General features: G+C 38.5%; 16 protein-coding genes. 1 reads left to right on the top strand and 15 read right to left on the bottom strand.

What is annotated here, in order from left to right; all coding sequences use genetic code 11:
- Positions 1-69: 69 nt before the first annotated feature.
- Genes BUA71_RS14895 through BUA71_RS14885 form a run of 3 tightly spaced genes read right to left on the bottom strand, consistent with a single transcriptional unit; the run spans position 70 to position 3,320 of the window.
- Entirely contained in the window at positions 70-1,023 is a 954-nt protein-coding gene (locus tag BUA71_RS14895; RefSeq protein ID WP_072881176.1) for an AAA family ATPase, read from the bottom strand.
- Between the two features lie 10 nt (positions 1,024-1,033).
- On the bottom strand, positions 1,034-2,491 hold the full coding sequence (locus tag BUA71_RS14890) for a peptidylprolyl isomerase (protein WP_072881174.1): 1,458 nt from the start codon (positions 2,489-2,491) through the stop codon (positions 1,034-1,036).
- On the bottom strand, positions 2,454-3,320 hold the full coding sequence (locus BUA71_RS14885; protein ID WP_072881172.1) for a peptidylprolyl isomerase: 867 nt from the start codon (positions 3,318-3,320) through the stop codon (positions 2,454-2,456). The genes BUA71_RS14890 and BUA71_RS14885 overlap by 38 nt, the downstream gene beginning before the upstream one ends.
- Positions 3,321-3,576: 256 nt before the next feature.
- Between BUA71_RS14885 and BUA71_RS14880 the strand changes: the two genes are divergently transcribed.
- The gene (locus tag BUA71_RS14880) at positions 3,577-4,104 is read left to right on the top strand and encodes an OmpH/Skp family outer membrane protein (protein WP_072881170.1); all 528 of its coding nucleotides are present in this window, start codon (positions 3,577-3,579) and stop codon (positions 4,102-4,104) included.
- A 67-nt stretch (positions 4,105-4,171) separates the two neighbouring features.
- On the opposite strand, the gene guaB is transcribed toward BUA71_RS14880, so the two are convergent.
- From guaB to BUA71_RS14820, 12 genes are all read right to left on the bottom strand, one after another.
- Positions 4,172-5,644: an IMP dehydrogenase gene (gene guaB, locus BUA71_RS14875; protein ID WP_072881168.1), complete on the bottom strand. Its 1,473-nt coding sequence runs from the start codon at positions 5,642-5,644 to the stop codon at positions 4,172-4,174.
- Between the two features lie 91 nt (positions 5,645-5,735).
- Positions 5,736-6,722 carry an ABC transporter ATP-binding protein gene (locus BUA71_RS14870; protein WP_072881166.1) on the bottom strand — a complete coding sequence of 329 codons (987 nt, stop codon included), beginning with the start codon at positions 6,720-6,722 and terminating at the stop codon, positions 5,736-5,738.
- 1 nt (position 6,723) lies between these two features.
- Entirely contained in the window at positions 6,724-8,385 is a 1,662-nt protein-coding gene (locus BUA71_RS14865) for an ABC transporter permease (protein ID WP_072881164.1), read from the bottom strand.
- Positions 8,366-9,415: a Fe(3+) ABC transporter substrate-binding protein gene (locus BUA71_RS14860; RefSeq protein ID WP_072881162.1), complete on the bottom strand. Its 1,050-nt coding sequence runs from the start codon at positions 9,413-9,415 to the stop codon at positions 8,366-8,368. The genes BUA71_RS14865 and BUA71_RS14860 overlap by 20 nt, the downstream gene beginning before the upstream one ends.
- 107 nt (positions 9,416-9,522) lie before the next feature.
- A complete protein-coding gene (locus BUA71_RS14855; protein ID WP_072881160.1) occupies positions 9,523-11,955 on the bottom strand; it encodes a TonB-dependent receptor in 2,433 nt (810 codons plus the stop codon).
- Positions 11,936-13,300 carry an HTTM domain-containing protein gene (locus tag BUA71_RS14850; protein WP_072881158.1) on the bottom strand — a complete coding sequence of 455 codons (1,365 nt, stop codon included), beginning with the start codon at positions 13,298-13,300 and terminating at the stop codon, positions 11,936-11,938. Before BUA71_RS14850 ends, BUA71_RS14855 begins: the two co-directional genes overlap by 20 nt.
- Before the next feature lie 7 nt (positions 13,301-13,307).
- Positions 13,308-14,417 (bottom strand): imelysin family protein, encoded by a 1,110-nt coding sequence (locus BUA71_RS14845; RefSeq protein ID WP_072881156.1) that lies wholly within the window; start codon positions 14,415-14,417, stop codon positions 13,308-13,310.
- A 59-nt stretch (positions 14,418-14,476) separates the two neighbouring features.
- Positions 14,477-15,679, bottom strand: coding sequence for a DUF4856 domain-containing protein (locus tag BUA71_RS14840; RefSeq protein WP_072881154.1), 1,203 nt, complete (start codon positions 15,677-15,679; stop codon positions 14,477-14,479).
- 128 nt (positions 15,680-15,807) lie between these two features.
- Positions 15,808-16,671: a hydroxymethylglutaryl-CoA lyase gene (locus BUA71_RS14835; protein WP_072881231.1), complete on the bottom strand. Its 864-nt coding sequence runs from the start codon at positions 16,669-16,671 to the stop codon at positions 15,808-15,810.
- A gap of 166 nt (positions 16,672-16,837) precedes the next feature.
- Positions 16,838-17,452: a LysE family translocator gene (locus tag BUA71_RS14830; protein ID WP_072881152.1), complete on the bottom strand. Its 615-nt coding sequence runs from the start codon at positions 17,450-17,452 to the stop codon at positions 16,838-16,840.
- Positions 17,453-17,516: 64 nt separating this feature from the next.
- Positions 17,517-18,548 carry a quinone-dependent dihydroorotate dehydrogenase gene (locus BUA71_RS14825; protein WP_072881150.1) on the bottom strand — a complete coding sequence of 344 codons (1,032 nt, stop codon included), beginning with the start codon at positions 18,546-18,548 and terminating at the stop codon, positions 17,517-17,519.
- A 219-nt stretch (positions 18,549-18,767) separates the two neighbouring features.
- A complete protein-coding gene (locus BUA71_RS14820) occupies positions 18,768-21,638 on the bottom strand; it encodes a TonB-dependent receptor (protein WP_072881230.1) in 2,871 nt (956 codons plus the stop codon).
- Between the last annotated feature and the right edge of the window lie 130 nt (positions 21,639-21,768).

Raw genomic sequence — 21,768 nt, 5'->3', positions numbered from 1 at the left:
GTGGGTGTTTGTGGGCTAGTTGTTTAGGGCTTGGGGGATTGTTTTTGAACTTTGAACCTTGAACTTATTTCAAAATAAATCCTCAATTATTTTTTCTTCGGAAATACCTTCTGCTTCGGCTTTGTAGTTTTTTATGATCCTATGTCTTAAGATTCCTACGGCTACGGCTTGCACATCTTCGATATCTGGTGAGAATTTTCCGTTAACGGCGGCGTGTGATTTTGCGGCCAGGATAAGATTTTGAGAGGCTCTGGGCCCCGCACCCCAATCCAGGTAATTCTTTACAAATTGAGGAGCTTCAGGACTATTTGGCCTGGTTTTCCCCACCAATCTTACCGCATACTCCACCACATTATCGGCCACCGGGATTCTTCTAATGAGCTGCTGAATTTCTACGATTTCTTCCGCAGAAAACAGCGCTCTTATTTTCTGTTTTTTATCTGAAGTTGTATTTTTTACCACGTTCACTTCTTCTTCAAAACTGGGATATTGAAGCAGAATAGAGAACATAAACCGGTCTAATTGTGCCTCGGGTAAAGGGTAGGTTCCTTCCTGCTCTATAGGGTTTTGCGTGGCCAGTACAAAATATGGGGTGGCAAGTGCGTGATGGTGTCCAGAGACCGTTACCGAGCGTTCCTGCATCGCCTCAAGCAAAGCTGCCTGGGTTTTTGGTGGCGTTCTATTAATCTCATCGGCGAGCACGATATTGGAAAACACAGGACCTTTTATAAATTTAAAACTTCGGTTTTCGTCCAGGATTTCTGCGCCAAGAATATCGCTTGGCATTAAATCTGGCGTGAATTGGATTCTTTTAAAATCCAGGCCCAAAGCTTTAGAAATGGTATTTACCATTAAAGTTTTGGCCAGGCCGGGAACACCAACCAACAAAGCATGTCCTCCCGAAAAAACGGAGAGCAGGATCTGGTCTATTACCACATCCTGCCCTACAATAACTTTGGCAATTTCCTTTTTTAAATCCTGGTGCTTTTCTACCAGTTTTTCTACAAGAGCAACATCAGACATTTTTAAACCGCTATTTTTTTAACCAGTTACTGGTATATTCACAGTTTTTAAATTTACCGTTTACTTTAATATAAGTATCACCAATTTTTTCCTTTTGCCATTCTTCTATCGCCTCCAGCTGTTTATCACGCAATGCCAACTCTTTAATTTTAGTGAAATCTGTGGCATAATTTGCTTCGTGCTCCGGGATTCTTTTTACCACTTTCAGCAATTTAAATTTAGGTCTTCCCGTTCTATCCTGCTCCCTTATTCTTAAGGAAACTTCCCCTTCTTTTAAATCACCTACCTGGTCGTAAAGCTCAGGGTCAATTTTGGTTAATTCGAATCTTGTATCGCCGGTCCTGGGGTTAATTAATTTCCCCCCATCGCTACTGGTTTCCTTTTCGTCTGAAAATTCCCTGGCAGCTTCAGCAAAATCCAAAACCCCTTCACTAACTCTCTTTTTAATACTATCTATTTTCGCTTTTGCTTCTTCCACCGAAGCGTTGGTTACATCTGGAATGAGCAAAATATGTCTCAAATCTACGGTTTGACCCCTAATGCGATCTACCTGGATAATATGGAAACCAAAATCTGTTTCAAAAGGCTCACTTACTTCTCCCGCTTGCAAGCTAAACGCAACATCTTTAAATTCTTTAATATAATTGTCTTTTCTGGATAAGCTTATACGACCACCGTCCCTGGCGCTCCCGGGATCTTGTGAAAACAATACTGCTTTGGTAGCAAAACTTGCGTCGTTATCCAATACATCTGCCCTAAAATCATTTAAGCGATCTATTACTTTTTGCTTTTCACTTTGCGGAACTTCAGGTTCAACAATTATTTGAGAAAGTTCAACTTCCTCGCCAAAAACGGGAAGTTCGTCTTCATCAATGGCTTCATAATAAGCTCTTACTTCTTCCGGGGTAATTTCTACCTCTTCTACAATTTTTTGCTGCATTCTACTGGCTAATTGCCGTTGTTTGTTCAACTCAAAAAGCTCACTTCTAAATTCAGCTTCATCTTCTTTATTATAGAAATCTAAAACCTTTTCCATAGAGCCTACCTGTCTTACCATCTCAGATATTTGCTGATCTATGTAATTGTTTACTTCAGCATCCATAACAATGATACTATCCTGAATGGCGTGATGGGCATATAATTTATTTTCCATTAATGAGCCGGCAAGCTGGCAATCGGTAACATCGGCGGTGGACATGCCCTGGCTTTGCATATCTTTATACATCATATCTACATCGCTATCCAGAATAATAAAATCGCCAATCACAGCGGCGATCCCATCTACCTTCTTTCTATCTGATGAGTTTTCTGTAGCTTTAGTGGCCCGGGCGATTTCGTCCTCCGGTTGTATCGAAGTACTATCGGTTACAATTACTTCCTGCGCCATGCCAGAAAAACCAAAAATCATAGCCATCAAAAAGCCGGAAGTTTTAATTATAGATTTCAAATTGTTCTTTTTTAATTGCATCTTTTGTAATATCTTTTTCTAATTCTTTTATTAAATTCAGCTTTTGTTTATTGAGCAAAATCTTCTTAATGGTAGGTTTAGCATACTCTAATGGAGATTCCTGCCCACGTTCTAAAACATCATTAATAAAAATCAAATATACGCTTAATGAATCTTTCACCTCAAGAAAATTAGATTTCTTTAAAAGATTACTCCTATCTTCCGCTGTTAAAGGTTTTATTTTATCGTAAACCGTCTGCAGCTTTACCCAAACCGAATCGTTTAAAGAGTAATTTTTAAACTGTAAAGAAAGTTTATTTAAAGCAGCTCTATCCTCTTCGTTAAAGCGCTTAATTCGCTCTTTTATTTCATCTAAATTAGAATTATCTTTTTCCAGGCTTATATACCTCAATTTCACTAAATTCTCCCCCAACTTAAAATTATCCTTGTGATCTTTAAAATAACTTTCCAGTTTTTCCTCTGTAATATTCGTATCTAATTTTGGGGTAACTACCGCCGAGGTATAAGCCGAAGTATATAATTCATTTCTATAATTTTCAACCAGGTCATTAAACTCCTTTAGTTTGCTTTGCGGAAGATTTAACCTGGCACGATCTATTAATAATTTTTGGGTGGCCCAACGATTTATATAATTAGACACGATAAGCGCGCTGTCTTCTTCTGAAGTGTTTTCATTAATCAACGCGTTGATATCTTCTTCGTATAAATAAGATTCATTCACCCGTACAACCACTTTCTTTTCTTCAGAATTTTGAAAATACGAGCAGCCTGTTAGTAAGCAAAGTCCCAACAGGCAATAAAAATAACCGCGTAATATTCTAAAATTCATCAGTTTGCTTATAGCAATTTATGTACCATTTTAAAATAGGAAAGCACATAATTCACTAGCACAAAAATAAGAAAAGCTTAAAGCCCTACAAGCTTATCTACACACAAATTATTGGAATAATTGGTTCAAGGTTTAAAGTTCCAGGCTTAAGGTTTAGACAAAATCTGATTAATACATCAGATTGAAATAGTTTTTCTTAAAAAAATATGATTAATCGAAACCGGCTTTTATATTTGCTAAAAACAAAACTCTTATTATGATACGTAACAGCTTCTTAATTTTCTTTTTATGCTTTAGCCTTTTTGCGAGCTCGCAAACAAAAGTAGGCACTATTGATGCCGATTATATCTTAAACCAAATGCCCGAAATGAACCAGGTAAAAGGTGGTCTGGAAGATTATAATAAAGAATTACAGGGGAATTTAGATCAAACCATAAAACAGTATGATACTTTGGTAAAAGATTATCAGTTAAAAAACAAAGACTTTAACGAGGAAGAGCGCCAAAGTAAAGAAGGTGAAATTATTGAGCTGGAAAATCAAATAAAAGGCTTTCGTCAAAGAGCCCAGGTAATGATGCAAATGCGTAGAAATGAGCTTACCAAACCGCTATATCAAAAGATTGACGCAGCGATGAAAGAAGTGATTCACGAGGAAAACTTCACTCAAATTTTTCACGCGGGCGGCAATAGTTTAGCATTTTCTGCCGAGAAATATGATATTACTAAAAAGGTGATGAGAAAATTAGGACTCAAAATTCCAGAAGAAATACCGAGCGAAGAATAAACTGTAAATAGATTAGCTATTAAACCTCACGGTCTCGAAAAACATCGAGACTGTGAGGTTTTTTGTTTTATCTACTATAGTTGGGAGATTCATTGGTAATTGTTACATCGTGCGGATGACTTTCGTGAATTCCAGAGGAAGTAATTTTTATAAACTTAGCTTTCTCTTTTAAAGTGGCTACATCTTTTGCACCGCAATACCCCATCCCGGCTTTTAAGCCGCCAACAAATTGATGGATGCTTTCTTCCAATTCCCCTTTATAAGGCACACGCCCCACAATACCTTCTGGCACCAATTTCTTAATATCATCTTCCACATCCTGAAAGTAACGATCTTTGGAACCTTTTTGCATGGCTTCTACAGAGCCCATACCGCGGTAGGATTTAAATTTTCTACCTTCATAAATAATCGTTTCCCCGGGAGATTCTTTGGTGCCGGCGAGTAAAGAGCCCAGCATCACACAATCGGCACCCGCAGCTAGTGCTTTTGGAATATCCCCGGTATATCTAATTCCGCCATCGGCAATAACAGGTACACCAGTACCTTTTAAGGCTTCGACTACTTCCAGCACTGCCGAAAATTGCGGAAATCCAACGCCGGCTACTACCCGTGTTGTACAAATAGACCCCGGACCAATACCTACTTTTACCGCATCGGCACCGGCATCTGCTAAATATTTGGCAGCTTCAGCAGTAGCAATATTTCCCACCACCACTTCCAGATCTGGAAACTTAGTCTTTACGTCTTTAAGTACAGTTACCACGCCGCGGGTATGCCCATGAGCGGTATCTATAATAATTGCATCTATCCCTGCATTTACCAGGGCTTCGGCTCGTTCTACGGCATCATCTGTAACACCAATCGCCGCTGCAACACGCAATCTTCCGAAGCTATCTTTATTGGCATTTGGTTTTAAAGTTAGCTTGGTAATATCTCTAAAAGTAATAAGGCCAACCAATACATTTTGGTCATTTATTACCGGTAATTTTTCAATTTTATTTTCCTGCAAAATATCTTCGGCTTCATCTAAAGATGTTCCTTCGGCCACAGTAACGAGGTTTTCGGTAGTCATCACTTCTGCAATTGGCCGGTGGTTGTTTTTTTCAAAACGAAGGTCACGGTTGGTTACTATCCCCAATAGCTTGCCTTCATCATCAACAATGGGAATCCCGCCAATGCTATGTTCACGCATACTTTCTTTGGCATCAAATACTTTTGCTGAGATAGGTAAAGTGACAGGATCTATAATCATTCCACTTTCTGCCCGTTTTACTTTACGCACTTTTAAAGCCTGCTGTTCTACAGTCATATTTTTGTGCAAAACACCAATACCACCTTCCCTTGCCATCGCAATAGCCATACGGGATTCTGTTACCGTATCCATGGCCGCAGAAACTATGGGCACGTTTAAAGGTATATTTTTAGTGAATTTTGTCTTTATACTTACCTTTCTAGGTAATACTTCAGAATAGGCCGGAACTAGGAGTACATCGTCATAAGTAAGACCTTCCCCCAGTATTTTGGAATTGTGTGCGATCATAGCAATTAAAGATTAATTGCGTGCAAATATACATTTTTTATCACAGAAATTAGTTTAAAATAATTTCTATTCAGAAAATTAGTTTAGAAGCTTAGGTGGCAAACTCCAGAACATCGGTAGAGTTAAACCCTATTTTTATATGATCTGCTACATTATCATCCTGGGTTACTACAGAAATTTGATGTCCGTTATCCAATTTTAGCAATAGATGAGTAGTGTTGCCCATAAAGGTTTTCTTAAGTACCCTGGCGTGTGTTACATATTCACACTCCTTGTTAATACTAAGGCTTTCATTGCGAATTGCGTGGCAGCAATCTGCATTTAAAGGACAATCGAAAGCAGTTTGCAACTCCTGGTTTAGCTGAATAGTGTTTCCAAAAAGGGAGGCTACATAAACCGAATTTGGCTTGGTATATAAATTTGATGCCTGGTCTTTTTGGATTACTTTTCCATTTTGAAGAATAAGAATTTCATCGGCCACAGAAAGGGCGTCCTGGGTATCGTGTGTTACAAAAATTGCTGTAACACCGGTTTTTTTAATGATTTCAAAGACCTGGTTACGCAATTGCATTCTAAGCATAGCATCTAAGTTGCTAAACGGCTCATCTAAAATAAGTAAAGAAGGATTTGGCGCTAACGCTCTTGCCAAAGCTACACGCTGTTGCTGTCCTCCAGAAAGTTGATGAGGATAGCGTTTTTCTAAACCACTTAAGCCCACCAGGTCTAGCATTTCTAAAGCCCGTTGTTTTTTGTTTTTTAAATTAGAAATTCCATAACTCACATTTTTCAATAAATCGAAATGCGGAAATAAAGCATACTCCTGGAATACAAGGCCTATCTTGCGCTTCTCTGGCGCGACGAGCTTCTTAACCGAAGAAAGTTCTTTTCCACGAAGCACTATACTGCCGGCATCGGGACGCTCCAAACCGGCAATTAGCCGAATAAGAGTGGTTTTTCCGCTTCCACTTTCACCCACAATCGCGCAAACGGCTCCTTCTTTTACCTGGAAAGAAACATCTTTTAAAGCAAAATTTTTGCCCTTATCGAAGCTTTTAGAAATGGAATTTATGCTAAGCATATTACTCTTTTATCAATAATCTATTTAAAAATATCACAGGAATTGTAGCCGTGAAGATAATAAATAATGAAGGAATTGCAGCCTCCATAACCATTTCGTCACTTGCATACTCAAAAGCTTTCACCGCAAGGGTATTAATATGAAAAGGTTTTAAGATTAAGGTTAACGGCAATTCTTTTAAAACATCTATAAACACTAAGATTATTGCGCTTAAAATTCCTGTTTTTATTAGTGGAAACTCTATTTTAAAAAAGGTTTTGAAGTTACCCACCCCCAACATTTTTGAGGAATCTGGAATACTGTCACTTACTTTTAAAGCCGTAGATTCTATAGGATTATAAGCTACTGCTAAAAATCTAACGCTATATGCATAAACAAGCGCCACCAGGGTGCCATTAATCAAAAAGCCGGTTTCTATGCCAAAAACAGTATCCATAATATTAATAAACCATTTATCAAAAGTTAAGGTAGGTATCATAATACCAATAGCTACCACCGCCCCCGGGATCGCATAGCCCAGGATACCCAGTTTTGAGATGCTTTTTATTCCCTTTACACTACTCCACTTTGCGAAATAAATAAGTAAAGTAGCAAAAAGAACCGTCACTATTGCGGTTATTAACGCAATCCCAAAACTTTGCAGTGAAAGCAAAATAAAGTTTAAGTCAAATACCTTATGAGCCGTTAGAAATGCCCAGTAAATCAATTGCGCTACGGGAATTAAAAAACCTAATAGCACAGGAATTAAAACCAGGAAAAATCTAAACCATTGCATTAATGGCGCACCTACTTTTCTATGAATGTGCCTTGAAGCTTTATTTCCGGTAACCTGCATATTCCTTCGCTGCCATTTTTCAAATAAAATAAGTGCAAAAACCATGGAAATTAATAACGCAGAAAGGTACACTGCAGTTTCTGGCTCTTCTAATGAAAACCAGGCTCTAAAAATCCCGGTGGTAAAAGTATTTACTCCAAAATACTGTGCAGCACCATAATCATTTAACACCTCCATAAGTACCAAAACAAGACCTGCAACAATAGCGGGCCTGGCCAAAGGTAACATCAGTTTAAAAAAGGACTTAAACTCCCCTACTCCCAGCATTGTTGAAGCTTCAAGTAAATTACCAGCCTGGTTTAAAAAAAAAGCTCGCGAACTTACATACACATACGGGAAAAGAGAAATACTAAGGACAAAAGCCAGCCCAAACTTATTCATGATATCTATTCGAATAAATTCGAAATCTAAAAAACGTAGTATTAAGTTAAGACTTCCGCCGTAATCAAAAACTCCCGCATAAGCATAAGCAACAATATAAGAGGGAATAGCAAGAGGCAGGATAAGCAGCCATTCCAATTGTTTTCTAAATGGAAATTCAAACCGGGCAACCAACCAGGCACATCCTACGCCCATGATGAGGACCAGGATACTACAACCAAAAATTAAAAAGACAGAGTTTCCAATATAATCTGCCAGCAAATTATCCACCAGGTGCCACCAGGTTTCCCCGGGACCTTCCAGAAGTTTCACTGCAATGGCAATTACAGGTAACGCAATAAAAAGAACGATGGCCAACGTAAGTATTGACCATCGATTAGTATCCCTTTTAAGTCGTCTTAACCTGGATTTTATTGAAAACACCTCATTACTTCCAGCCGGCTTCATCAAATAATATTACTGCTTTTTTATTGTTTTCTCCAAGTTTAGATAAGTTGAGCGTATCTTCCTTAAATTCTCCCCATTCCTGCAATTGTGGTGCGGACGAAACTTTTTCGTTTACCGGGTATTCGTAATTGGAATGAGCAAATACCTTTTGAGCATCTTCAGAAATTAGGAATTCAATAAACTTAATCGCATTTTCCTTGTTAGGTGCATATTTCGCAACCCCAGCTCCACTAACATTTATATGGGTACCGCGCCCATCCTGATTAGGGAAGAATAAACCAACCTTTTCTGCAGTTTCAACCTCTTCCGTATCATTTGAATTGAGCATTTTCCCTACATAATAAGAATTAACAACAGCGAGATCACCTTCTCCGGCAACCACCGCTTTTATTTGGTCCCGATCGCCCCCTTTTGGAGAACGAGCCATATTTTCTACTACGCCGGCGGCCCATTTTTTGGCTTCTTCCTCACCATCATGAACTATGATAGAAGCCATCAAAGACTGGTTGTAAATATTACTGGAAGAACGAATCAATATTTTATCTTTCCATTTATCTGAAGCTAAATCTTCATAGGTTGATAATTCACTTTCTTCTACCCTATCTTTAGCATAGGCAATAATCCGTGCCCTTTTTGTAAGACCAAACCAATAATCGTTGGCATCTTTAAGGTGTGATGGAACTTTTTCTTCAAGGATGTCTGATGATACGGCTTGCAAAAGATCATTACTTTTAGCCCTTTCTAACCGTCCCGCGTCTACGGTAATCAAAACATCTGCCGGAGATTGTTCGCCTTCCATAGTCATTTTCTGAATAAGTTCATCGGCGCTAGCGTTGATTATATTAACATTAATCCCGGTTTTTTCTTCAAACTTCTTAAACAATTCCTGATCAGATTCGTAATGCCTATGGGTATAAACATTTACTTCTTGTTCAGTTGAAGCTCCTGTTTCAGCCTCATCTTTCTTATCAGAATTTTTGCAGGAAAACAGTACGCTAATACTGAAAACCGTTAAAATTAATTTTTTCATTATTGTGTTTTTAGATTTATGCAAATATAATTATTTAGAATAGGTTTAAATAAAAATTCCGAAGAAATATGTGCTTTGATTGACTTGACAATTACTATAAAAATTGATTAGAATTTAAACTGAAGGCTTGTGTACCAACTAATGGGTTGCGCGGGAATAATCCCGGGTCCCGGGTAGCCGGTTGCCCTTCTTGTAAAATAAGAATTATCTAAAAGATTGTTGATACCCGCTTCGAGCTTAAACTTTCCGAGACTATAGGAAGTCGAAAAATCCAATATCCCATAGGCAGGAATACTTCCCTCAATTCCGCGCTGATTATCATTTACATCTTGCGGCGCATTGGTAGCATCGGTATATTGTTTAGATAAATAAGTATATTGGAACCCAGCCAGGAAATTGGCATACCCAAAATTAAGTCCGGTTTTAAGGTTTACAGAAGGAATAAATTCTACCTGGTTACCTTCTACATTATTTTCTTCGGAAGCCGTATATTCTGAATTTGTAAAAGCGGTATTCACAAAAAGGTTTAAACGATAATTCTTAGCCTGTTTAAAAAATGTATTTTTTAGGTCCCAATCGGCAAAAGTTTCTAAACCGTAAATAAAAGCATCACCGATATTCCCACGTTTTCTAATTATAAAACCATCTTCCACCCCCAATACCTCTCCAATTCTATCCTGGTACCATAAACCAAAAATACTGGCATCATAGGAAACATATTTCTCGATCCTTCCTCTAATCCCAAAGTCTGAAGTAAATCCTTTTTCTTCAGATATATTTGGATCTACAACAAAACTGGGGTTAACTACGCGAATATCACTAAAAGTAACCGAGCGGTAATTTTGTGAGAAATTTCCATATAATTCGTTGTAGGTATTCAGGTTATAGGTTGCGCCAACTCCCAATAATGCAAAGCTTCTTTCCAGGTCTTTTTCCTCTTCCCGGGTTTCGTTGATTAAAGGATTACCGGCCAAATCGAGGATAATTTCTTTATAAGCCCCGTTCGCCTTTGTATTTATATATTCAATCCTGAAACCGGGAGTGATGGAAAGTTTATTGGTAAGGTTAAAGATATTTTCTCCAAAGAATGCCAGGTTTTTATTGGGGAAATTATAATCGGATTGTCTTGGGTAATTTGGAAATTCGTCGTTAGTAAAGTTAAATTCAGGTTTGGCCGAAGTGGTTCCAGGCCCTTGTTTTTGAAAGTTATTGGCATCATAATATTTGCTACCCACCAGTAAAATTGACTCATCATTAAATAGCTTGTACCTGGTAAGCAACCTTGCTTCTGCACCCCAGTTAGAGAAATCGTCAACCAATAATTCCCGTGGCGCAGTAAGATCGTCGGGTTGGGACACACGATTTTCCCTAAAACCAACCGCTTTCCGCGAAGCATCAAGTCCGAAAACATTTAAACTGAAATCTATTCTATTAGAAAACCGATGCTTAAATTTTAAGGCATATAAATTCCAATTTACATCAAACCAGTTTCGCTCCCGGTTGCTATAATCGGGATTTTTATAAAACTGCGCATCGGTAAGTCCGCCGGGTTGCTGGGCCAGGTAATCTAAATAGGTATATTCAAAAGCAAGCTCGGTATTTTCGTTAAATTTCCAGCCTAAATGCGCAAAGAAATTATGTGAATCATATTCAGAATTCGGCCTAAAACCCTCTCCGGTTTTATAATTGTAATAGGTATAATAATTAAACTTCCCTATGGTTCCCGACAAACTATTAAAACTGGTAAAAAGATTATAAGAACCCACAGATTGACGGGAGACAATTTCCAGTTTTTTATTGGGCGGGGCCTGTTTGAATTTAAAATTTATAAGTCCGCCAAATTGCGTTCCATATTGCAAGGAGGCTGCGCCGCGAACCACCTGAATTTCCCTTAAAGCTTCCGGCGGTGGTGTATAATAGCTTTCAGGATATCCAAGCACATCGGCAGAAATATCGTAACCGTTTTGCCGGGTATTAAAATTTTGGGTGCGGTTGGGATCGAGGCCGCGCCCACCAATATTTAATTGAAGCCCCGCATCACCATTATCATAAATATTTAAACCTACCACCTGATTATAAATCTCCCGGGCATTATTTGCCGCCAGGTTTCCCGAAACTTTATCCAATAATACCACCTCGCTTTTTTTACCGGCGTAGATCGCAGTGCCCTCTACTTTTCTGAGTTTTCTTAAAGCAAAAAGCTGTTCCCTTCTGTTGGTGATCATCACTTCGCTTAAACTTTCGGCCAGGGGCGAAAGGCTAAAATCCAGGTTTAAATCTCCATTTATGCTAATTTTTTTGTTTAAAATCGCATATTCATAGCTAAAAACAGCGAACTCATAAACACCTTGATCAAGGTCTTCAACTTTAAAATTCCCATTTTTATCGGTCTTCACGACTTCCGATGCTGTTTTATTCCAGACTTCAGCATTAGGAATCGGTTTACCGGTTGCTGCTGAAGTTATTTTTCCGCTAAGCGTATGTTGCGCTTGTACTAACGAAACCAAAAAAAATAATATACTAAAGACCTTTAATTTCATCTTTGAAGGGTAAAATGAATGTTTTGTGTTTAAAAGAGTCCGCGAAATTAAGCAAATTAACTTCCGGGTCGATGTATGGAGCACTCTTTCTGCCGTTGAGGGCCACATAGTTTTCTACGTAGATTTCAATATTTTCGTGACCATCTTTTTCAAAATGATCGGCTAAAAAATGAGCATATTCAATAATAAAATCGGGCTGAAAAGACATTTGTTTTTCCTGAAAAGGAGTAAGAAAATCTGAGTTATTCACATAAAAACGGCTTCCGGTTTCAGCATTAACTACTTTAAATTCAGCATAACCGGCTTTTTCCATAAGCATTACCCGCCAGGAGAACCTAAAACCTTCCTCAGTCCAGAATAGTTCCCCCGGATACAATAAATACCGCCACGGAAATAAAATTTGAACGATAAAAAAAACAGCAATTATCCCCAAGCTCAGTTTTTTCTGAATTGCGGTAAATTGGTAGGTTTTCAAATTATCAAATCTTTGTTTCGATATACTGAACCATTTCGAGATAAAATTCAATATCCCGTGGTGAACCTGCGGACTAAAAAATATCAAGGCGCTAACGATCATAATAAAGGGGAACATGCCGATGGGAAAAAGTACCCGGGTAAGCACGTGAAAAATTATGACCAGTAAAAAAGCAACAAAACGGGTTTTTTTCCACAGCAATAAAAAAGGTATCGCAAGATCGTAGAACATTCCGCTCCAACTAAAAGCATAATGCAGCCATTCCTGTTGCAAAAGATCGCCCAGAAAAGGCAGGTCGTATTTTGACGGCAACCAGATTTTTAACGGCATTGCCCTAAACAGCCAATCGGAATTTATTTTTGCCAGTCCGGCATAGAAATACACAATTCCCAACAATAATTTTATGGCATCAATACACCATTTAGGTATTTTTTGAAAAGCTTTTGCAGGATTTTTCCAGGCATCTACTGAAAAATAAACGTTGGCCGGTAAGAAAATCATTAGAAAACTCAGGATGCTAATAAAATAATAATGGTTTAGGTAGGTGGTTTTATCCATCAGCTCGATATAGGTAAAACTGAGAAAAAACAGGATAATGGCCAGGTGGTATTTATAGCCGGCGGCCACCAACAACGCGGCAATACCACAAAGAATAAAAATAAGATAGGTATAATCGCCCAGGGGTTTTACCCATTCAAATCCGTAATAAGAAAAAGAGAATTTTGGCGTGATATATAATTTTTCAATCCAGCCGTTTAGCCAAAAACGCACTATGCTCGCAAACATCATAAGCCCAAAAAACAAACGAAAAACCGCCAAAGGGGCGGCTTCCGTTGTTGTTTTTAGATATTTGCGGGGAGAAAATTGCATCAGACACCTAATCTCCGTCAGAATCTACATAATCCACGCTTATGGATAGTGCCTGCATCATATCTACCTTTAAGAGCACCACTTGTTTTTGCAATTCATCAAAAGCAGACAACATTTTAGTGTTATCGGTTTCCACCTGGTTTTTTAGATTTTCATCCAATTCTGAACTTTGGTCCCTAATTGCTGAAAATTGATTTGCTATAGAAGTAGTTAAATCTAAATCTGAACGCTCTTCCATATATTCCAAATATTGAAAATAACTGGGCCCATTACCTTCTTCATTCAGTTTAACGCCATAATAAAAATCTTCGAAGCTACTAAAAGCCTGTAGGTAAAGGGTTTTTGAAAGGTTGCCGGCGTAAAGTGCCTCTACATTTCCGGGAGCTGGAGAACCGGTAAAAGCACCGGCAGGATAACCAATTTTCCCAGACCTGAGTATTTTTTCATAATACATTACATAATCATTGGTAAACCTATCTACAGAACCTGTACTGGAAGAACTGGTATTACTTACAAAAGTATCGCGGTAGCCACCCTGCCAGGAGTTTGTAACTTCAGCCGTTAGTGTATTTATGCGTTCGGCAACCGAAACTAAATAATTAAGGTGTTCGGGATTTGCGGTAAGGAATTCCAGGGTTTCTTCTGCGCTACCTTTAGAATATAATAAATAGTCTAAAGCCGGAAAACCTTGTTGTGCGAAGCTGGAAGGCAATTCAAGATTATAACTCCCAGAAGCTATTTTAGACTCAAGCCCTTCCTCATTAAGCGGATAAGTATTAAGGAAACTGCGATAATTTATTTCTTCCGCTTTTCCAATTTGAAACATTTCAACGGTTTGAAATACCTGGTAAGCTACTTTATACTGGGTACGCAGCAGCATCAGTTCGGTATTACCCGGGGTTTCAGCAAAAGCATTTGCGATTTCTTCCAACTTTTCAGTTTGTTCCTGAAAATTTTCGAATGATGGAACAATAATATTATCGGCCCAATTTGCCAGCATTTCCCCCCTGTCAAAATTATCCTTCCCGGTAGAATCGCCATCCCCGGCGTCATCGTCTCCCTGACAGGCAGCTAATATTAAAGTAGCAATTAATAAGAATTTTGAAATCGTTTTCATAGTTATACTCTTAAATTAAAAGCCGAAGTTAACCTAAGTCAACTTCGGCCAATTTTAAATTATGCTTGCTCAACAGAAAAACCGAAGGCATTTGAAATTTCTTCAGAAATAGTGTCAAGAGTCTCAGGAGTTACATCCCAAAAACCATTGTCTTGCATTAATTGATCCAGGTAATTATTTACGTTATCAGCTGAAATATAAGGCGATCCCGTTTCAGGATTATTAGTAAACCTAAGGCTATAGATAAATCCATAAGCTTCGGAAAGCGCATGAAAAGCTGCTCCATAATTATTTTCGGCTAAAGAAGATTTCCCAGCCTGAAGATAATGTACTCCTCTTACCGCCATTGTTTTTGAAATATTCTCACGAATAATGGCAACCTGCTCATCGCGAACATTATAATCTCCGGCAACAATAGCTGCTCTACCGGTTTTAAAAGCTTCAAAAGTTTCTTCTGCAATTCCTGCGAAATCCTCATCTGCATCAACACGTCCCAGGTAATTAAATAACAAGTGATCATCACTTTCGTTTAAAACAGAGTTAGGGTTAGCAGTAAGAATAGAAGGATTTCCGTATAGGTAACCATAAGCTTCGTCCCACTTATGCTCCATCGTGGTGTAAACTTTTTCCTCTTCTGTGATTTCGGCATCATTGTTTGCCCTGTTATCGGCTTCATCCAAAACTTCCTGAGATAGGTAGTTATTTAAGATTTGATCGGCCAATAAACCTCCAATTAAACCTTTTGCGAATGCCTGGTTTAACTCCAAACCTTTTTCATTCACATATCTTACCCTTTCTCCCTGCGCGATTTGCCCTGCCTTTCCGGCTTCGGCCAATTCATCTTTATTAGCCGCTACTGTATTAAACTGCTCAGAAATATAAGAGTCGAAATCGCTTTTAATCTCTGCGCTTTCAACTGTATTTGATGAAAAATATAATTTTGAAGCCGCTACTTTAGATTTTACGCTCTTCGAAGACTCGTTAAGGCTTGCTTTTTCAAAAGGCGAGTTCTCGTTTGAAAACATATTGAGCAGGAGCTCTTCACTTCCATTCTCAAAATCGTTGAAATTAGCAAGAATTTCTGAAGTCATTTCAAGCCTTGTAGTCTGGCCGGGATAACTAATTGTGGTACTACCATCCCTTTCAAAACTATAAGTTGCAGGAACTTCTAATTGGGGATTGTTTGGAATGTTGTCATCATCAGATGAACACGAGGCAAGTGTAAGCCCGCCCAGGATTGCTGAGAAAAACAGCTTTTTCATATTAATTTATTTAGATTGATTAAAACTAATTTCAGCAAATATAAAAACACTGTTTAAGTAGAACAAACTTATTTAGATTAATTTAAAATAACATTTATAAATCTCTAAAATCGGATTGATAAACACAACTAATGATAAGCTTGAAAAATTTTGGAGGCTTCGTTGTAGGCAGATTCAAAACTGGTCATTTTAATATTAGAATCGCACTTCTTCGAATTAAAGTAAGAAAGCATTTTTTCTGACGGCATATTCCCGGTAAGTTCATCTTTAGCCATGGGGCAACCGCCAAATCCCTGGATAGCCCCATCAAACCTGCGGCAGCCGGCTTTGTAGGCAGCGTCTATTTTTTCGTGCCATTTTGCCGGGGTAGTATGCAAATGTGCGCCAAATTCGATTTCGGGATATTCAGGTATCAAATTAGCGAAAAGATAATCGATAATTTTTGGAGTTGAGGTACCCACAGTATCAGATAAGGAGAGAATTTTTACGCCCATTTTAGAAAGCTTTTCAGTCCACTCCCCCACAATTTCCACATCCCACGGGTCGCCATAGGGATTACCGAATCCCATAGAAAGATAAGCCACAACTTCTTTATTTGTGCGATTAGCAATTTCCAGGATCTCACTTAAGGTAACCACAGATTCTGCTATGGTTTTATGGGTATTTCGCATCTGGAAGTTTTCAGAAATAGAAAAAGGATATCCTAGATAATCGATTTCCTCGTGTACCGATGCATCATTTGCGCCACGGGTATTGGCTACAATAGCAAGCAATTTACTGCTTGTGTTAGAAAGATCTAAATTAGATAAAACCTCGGCAGTATCTACCATTTGAGGAATCGCTTTTGGCGACACAAAGCTTCCAAAATCTATGGTGTCAAATCCGCAGCGTAACAAAGATTGAATATACTGTACTTTTTTATCGGTAGGAATAAATGTTTTAATTCCCTGCATCGCGTCCCGCGGACATTCGATAAGTTTTATTTTATCCATGGGCTCAAAGATAGGAAAAAGAAAAAAACCAAAGCCCCACCCGGCCTCCCCAAAGGGGAGGAGAAAAATCCCCCTTACGAGCCCCCTGCCCCCGAAGGGGGAGAAAAATACTCTCACTATCAAAAATATCGATTACTTGATTCCCCCTTTGGGGGTTTGGGGGCCTTTATAGTAATATTAGAACAGCAATTCCTATAAAAACCACTATTTGCAACCATTTTAGAACCACAGCCGAGTGTTTATGTCTTTTTAAATAAGTAGAAATTTTACCGGCCATAAGAGCCACAGTGCCAAATATTAAAACTGTTTGCAACAAAAATGCTGCACCCAAAATATAAAACTGAATTACCGTACTCATCTCTTCACTCCAAAGAAATCCGGGAAAAAAAGCCAGAAAAAAGATTGTAACTTTAGGGTTTAAAACATTCATTATAAACCCCTTTTTATATAGAGAAAAGTAAGTTCTATGTTTTATTCCTTTTGCTGAATAGGCTATTTCGGCTTCACTTCTATAAACCTGCCAGGCGAGATATAAAAGGTAGGCAGCTCCAAAAAGTTCAATAATTAGAAGAAGGGTTACAGAGTTTCTAATAATAGCAGAAACTCCAAAAGCAACCAGACTGGTATGAATTATGGTACCGGTAGCCAAACCAAGAGCAGTAACTATTCCGGCTTTTTTACCATTGGCCATTCCCTGTACCATTACATAAATAATATCCGGTCCCGGGAATATGGTAAGCGCCATGGAGGCCGTTAAAAATGGAATTAATTGTTCTAACAAATTTTATTTTCTTTCCAATTCTAACATAGAGAACTTCGATTAAATTATTTTACACACGATTTCTTTAGTGTTCTTTTTTCTGTTGATTTAAAATTGTCTTATTTATTTCCTTGATCAATCCCGGACCTTCATAAATAAAACCGGTATAAAGCTGCACTAAACTAGCCCCTGCCTGCAATTTTTCCATAGCATCTTCGGCACTATGAATGCCTCCCACTCCGATAATTGGAAAAGCCTTTTCACTTTTTTCAGAAAGAAACCGAATTACTTCGGTGGCCCGGTCTTTTAAGGGTTTTCCGCTAAGTCCGCCGGTCTCATTTTTATCTTTAGCCTGCAAACCATCTCTGGAGATTGTGGTGTTTGTAGCAATCACTCCGGCAATATTAGTCTCTTTTACAATGGCTATAATATCTATGAGTTGAGAGTCGGTTAAATCTGGAGCTATTTTTAATAAAATCGGTTTTGGTTTGGGTTTTTCAGCATTTAAAGCCTGCAAAGTATTTAACAAATTGGTAAGCGGCTCTTTATCCTGAAGTTCCCTAAGGTTTGGGGTATTTGGAGAACTTACGTTTACCACAAAATAATCTACGTATTCATAAAGGGCGTGAAAACAGGTTATGTAATCATCTACGGCATTTTCATTGGGTGTTACTTTATTTTTCCCAATATTTCCACCAATAAGTACATTTTTATTTTCTTTTAAGCGGGCTACCGCGGCTTCCACTCCTTCGTTATTAAAGCCCATCCGGTTTATGATCGCCTGGTCTTCCTTCAATCTAAAAAGTCGTTTTTTATCATTTCCCGGCTGGGGTTTTGGCGTAAGTGTACCAATTTCTATAAATCCAAAACCAAGATTGGAAAGTTCCTTGTAGAGTTTTGCATCCTTATCGAAACCGGCTGCCAAACCTACCGGATTTTTAAATTTAAGTCCGAAGACTTCCCGCTCCAGGTGTGAATCTTCCAGCTTAAAATTCTTTTCTATATACTTTTGAAAAATTTTAGTTTGACCAAAATTTTTAAGGAATTTAAATGTAAAATGGTGTACCCACTCGGGATCGAATTTAAAAAGGATGGGGCGAATAATAGTTTTGTACATGGACGCTTGGTTTTTGCAAAAATAACCTAATTTGGAAAGTCTTAAAATTACTACCCTATTATTTTATTTATTAGTTTCATTGTTCTTTCAGCTTATACTCAAATAAAAAAGTAGCTGTCTAAAACAAGAATTTCTAATTGTTTTTGAAGTTAAATTAACTTCAGTTAACTAGAGATATTCCGTTTTAAACAGCTACATTAAATCTTTAGGTAGGCTATATTACTTTAGATTTATACTTAACCTGGCAAATAAGAATCTTCCAGAAAAGCCAAACTGCTGGGCGCTTCGAGACCAATCAAATCTTCCGCTGCTCCGATTTCCAAAAGCAGGGCCTGCAGCTTCGGGATAAATATCAAAAATATTATTGGCGCCCAGTGTTAAGGTTAAAGATTGGGTTGCTTTAAAACCTACAGAAAGATCGGTAATAACTTTACCATCGAAAACCTGTTGACGTGCGGGGTCTGAAATTGCTTCAGTAACTTCTCCAAAATAAACATTTCTAAGAAAGAAGTTAAATTTCCCGGTCATAAGATTATTGCTTAAGTTGAGTTTTGTCCTTGGCACTGCTTCCTCTAAATAAATACGGCTATCTTCAGGAAAATAAGTATCTACCAATCCTGCACGCTCTAATTCTGGAGAGGCTTGAATATCCCCAACCTGCTTCGTCTTGGAGAAAGTAGCAGCCAGGTCTGATTTTAACTGGGTATCCTTTCCAAAATAAGCATTGTGGGTGATTACAGCATCTATTCCTTTAGATTCGGTATCAATAGCGTTTGCAAAAAATGCAGCTGCAGTAGCATTGGCCTGCGATAAAAGTTGATCTAACTCTGTGCCTGTTCCCGGACCCCTAAATTGGCCGGTATAAACCACGCGATCATCAATGGCGACAAAATACCCATCTACTGTAAAAGAAAGATTTGCATCTGGAATTTCTGCCGTTACCCCTACACTTACACTTTGGGAAGTTTCTTCTTTTAACTCTGGAATACCCAGTAATTTGGCGGCGCGGCTATCGTTAGAAAAGGTTCCTACTTCTACCGGTACCCCTTCATCATTAAAAATAGTTGAGGTAGAATTAAAATTCAATTGATGTAAAGAAGGTGCCCTAAAACCAGTATTAGCTGCAGCCCTAATATTCACATTTTCACTTAGTTTATAACGAGAAGACAACTTAAAATTCACGGTAGAACCGAAATCTGAATAATTTTCAAACCTTGAGGCGAAAGTTAGCAGGAATTTATCTGTAAAATCTGCTTCTACATCAAAATAACCGGCCACGCTGGTTCGTTCCCGGGCAACTTCATTTTGAGGACTAAATCCCGGAAAAACCTGAGAACCCCCCGCTCTGGAATTTCCGAAGAAATCTTGTGCGGGAATTTGATCGGCACTTGTGATCACCTGTCCATCTTCTGTATATTGCTCGTAAGAAGCTCTTTCGCCCGCCGTAATTTCATACTTCTCCCAACGATGTTCTGCACCAAAAGCTAAATTGAGCCCCTGTAAAACATCATCGTAATATTGGGAAATATCAAGGTTTGTAGTGTTTTGTGCGAAAGAAAATCCCCCGGCATCAAAGGTTGTTGCAGTGGCACCTTCTAAGGAGGCATTGGAAGTATTTGAGATTACATAATCAAATTTATTCTTACCGTAGGTATTGCTAAAATCCACATCCCAGTCGCCAACCATACCTCTTATACCTACAGCCAGGGACTGGTCTTTTATTTTTGAATTTATTTTTGGTAAAAATCCGTTGGGATAAATAGGTGTGTAGGTTCTACTTTGATTTGGTAAGCGATAGAATCCCGCAGCTTCCCCTTTTCTCGAGCTAATTCCTGCAAAGGAATAAAGTTCTGTTCCCCCATCATCTACTGGTAAAGAAAGGTTTGCAAAGAACCGGCCTCCACGCAAGGCAGATTGCCCTACTCTCATATTATAATCACTTCTCTGTTGTCCCCGGGCATCTAATTCAGATTCGGTGACATCCATACCAAGTAAATCCTGAAGCTCTGTTCTATTTGCTGCGGAAGAAATTTCATTCTTAAAATTGGCATCAAAATAAGAAACCTGCTGCCCAAACTGCTTAATTTGGCTATCGCTTAAATTACTAATATCGGCTCCATTGTCTAGCCCTATACGCTCTATTGCATTGTATGCATTAAAAATGGAACCTTCCCATTCTCCCATACGGTTGTAAGGTTCGCGATAATCGAAATCACCCGAAAAATTAACAAAACCTCCTTTTTCTCCCAGGGCAATACCATAACTTGCAGCCACATTTACCGTTTCGCCATCTACACCCCCCGTTTGTTTGTTAGCATTTTTAGAAAAATTTGCTCCCGAAGTTACATTGAGGTTTAATTCTCCCACTTCTTCATTGAGTACAATGTTTATAACACCGGCAATGGCATCAGATCCATATTGGGCAGCTGCACCGTCTCTTAAAACCTCAACTCTTTGTATAGCGGCGGCCGGGATAGCATTTAAATCTGTCCCTACACTTCCTCGACCAAAAGAGCCGTTTACATTTATTAGAGAAGAGTTATGTCTTCTTTTACCATTTATAAGTACCAGCACCTGGTCTGGCCCCAAACCTCTTAGGGATGCAGGATCAATATGGTCTGTTCCATCTGCAATGGTTTGAGTGTTAGAAGAGAACGAAGGCGCCACATAATTTAGCATCTGGTTTAGGTTAACCTGTGGTACCGCTGTAGAAATGTCCTGGATATCGAGCACATCTACGGGCACAGCCGACTCTACAACGGTTCGACTTCGACTTCTGGAACCTACCAAAACCACTTCACTTAACGAAGTTCCAGCCACCATCTGTACATTAATTGTGGTGTTATCGATTTCAACTTCTCGAGAATCGAAACCAACAAAAGTAAAAACCAGGGTTTGTCCTATCGTAGCATTGATAGCATAATTTCCATCAAAATCGGTCACAGTACCCTTATTTGTGTCTTTAATAGCTACCGACACCCCGGGCAGTGGTTGGGATTGATCATCGGTTACGGTTCCCGTAATTTTTTGTTCCTGGGAAAAAACCAGGTTTCCTAAAAAAAGAATGCTAATCATCAGGTAATTTCTCATCATAATCCATCATTTTTTGGTTAACAACACCTTAAAGTTAGCCATTTCAAGCACTTAACAATGAATTAAGAAAATTATTTCACAACCGTTTCGATTATTTTTAAGGTATTTTATCTGGGAAAATATTTTT

Source organism: Salegentibacter echinorum (assembly GCF_900129445.1).
Taxonomy (GTDB): Bacteria; Bacteroidota; Bacteroidia; order Flavobacteriales; family Flavobacteriaceae; genus Salegentibacter; species Salegentibacter echinorum.
The sequence above is the reverse complement of the archived record's forward strand: the minus strand, read 5'-3'. Positions and strand labels throughout refer to the sequence as shown.

Excerpts from the sequence above, each read along its gene's own strand:
- BUA71_RS14825 (WP_072881150.1), bottom strand. The coding sequence starts at position 18,548 with ATGTACAAAACTATTATTCGCCCCATCCTTTTTAAATTCGATCCCGAG.
- BUA71_RS14835 (WP_072881231.1), bottom strand. The coding sequence starts at position 16,671 with ATGGATAAAATAAAACTTATCGAATGTCCGCGGGACGCGATGCAGGGA.
- BUA71_RS14880 (WP_072881170.1), top strand. The coding sequence starts at position 3,577 with ATGATACGTAACAGCTTCTTAATTTTCTTTTTATGCTTTAGCCTTTTT.
- BUA71_RS14895 (WP_072881176.1), bottom strand. The coding sequence starts at position 1,023 with ATGTCTGATGTTGCTCTTGTAGAAAAACTGGTAGAAAAGCACCAGGAT.
- BUA71_RS14885 (WP_072881172.1), bottom strand. The coding sequence starts at position 3,320 with ATGAATTTTAGAATATTACGCGGTTATTTTTATTGCCTGTTGGGACTT.
- BUA71_RS14890 (WP_072881174.1), bottom strand. The coding sequence starts at position 2,491 with ATGCAATTAAAAAAGAACAATTTGAAATCTATAATTAAAACTTCCGGC.
- BUA71_RS14870 (WP_072881166.1), bottom strand. The coding sequence starts at position 6,722 with ATGCTTAGCATAAATTCCATTTCTAAAAGCTTCGATAAGGGCAAAAAT.
- BUA71_RS14860 (WP_072881162.1), bottom strand. The coding sequence starts at position 9,415 with ATGAAAAAATTAATTTTAACGGTTTTCAGTATTAGCGTACTGTTTTCC.
- guaB (WP_072881168.1), bottom strand. The coding sequence starts at position 5,644 with ATGATCGCACACAATTCCAAAATACTGGGGGAAGGTCTTACTTATGAC.
- BUA71_RS14855 (WP_072881160.1), bottom strand. The coding sequence starts at position 11,955 with ATGAAATTAAAGGTCTTTAGTATATTATTTTTTTTGGTTTCGTTAGTA.
- BUA71_RS14820 (WP_072881230.1), bottom strand. The coding sequence starts at position 21,638 with ATGAGAAATTACCTGATGATTAGCATTCTTTTTTTAGGAAACCTGGTT.
- BUA71_RS14850 (WP_072881158.1), bottom strand. The coding sequence starts at position 13,300 with ATGCAATTTTCTCCCCGCAAATATCTAAAAACAACAACGGAAGCCGCC.
- BUA71_RS14865 (WP_072881164.1), bottom strand. The coding sequence starts at position 8,385 with ATGAAGCCGGCTGGAAGTAATGAGGTGTTTTCAATAAAATCCAGGTTA.
- BUA71_RS14845 (WP_072881156.1), bottom strand. The coding sequence starts at position 14,417 with ATGAAAACGATTTCAAAATTCTTATTAATTGCTACTTTAATATTAGCT.
- BUA71_RS14840 (WP_072881154.1), bottom strand. The coding sequence starts at position 15,679 with ATGAAAAAGCTGTTTTTCTCAGCAATCCTGGGCGGGCTTACACTTGCC.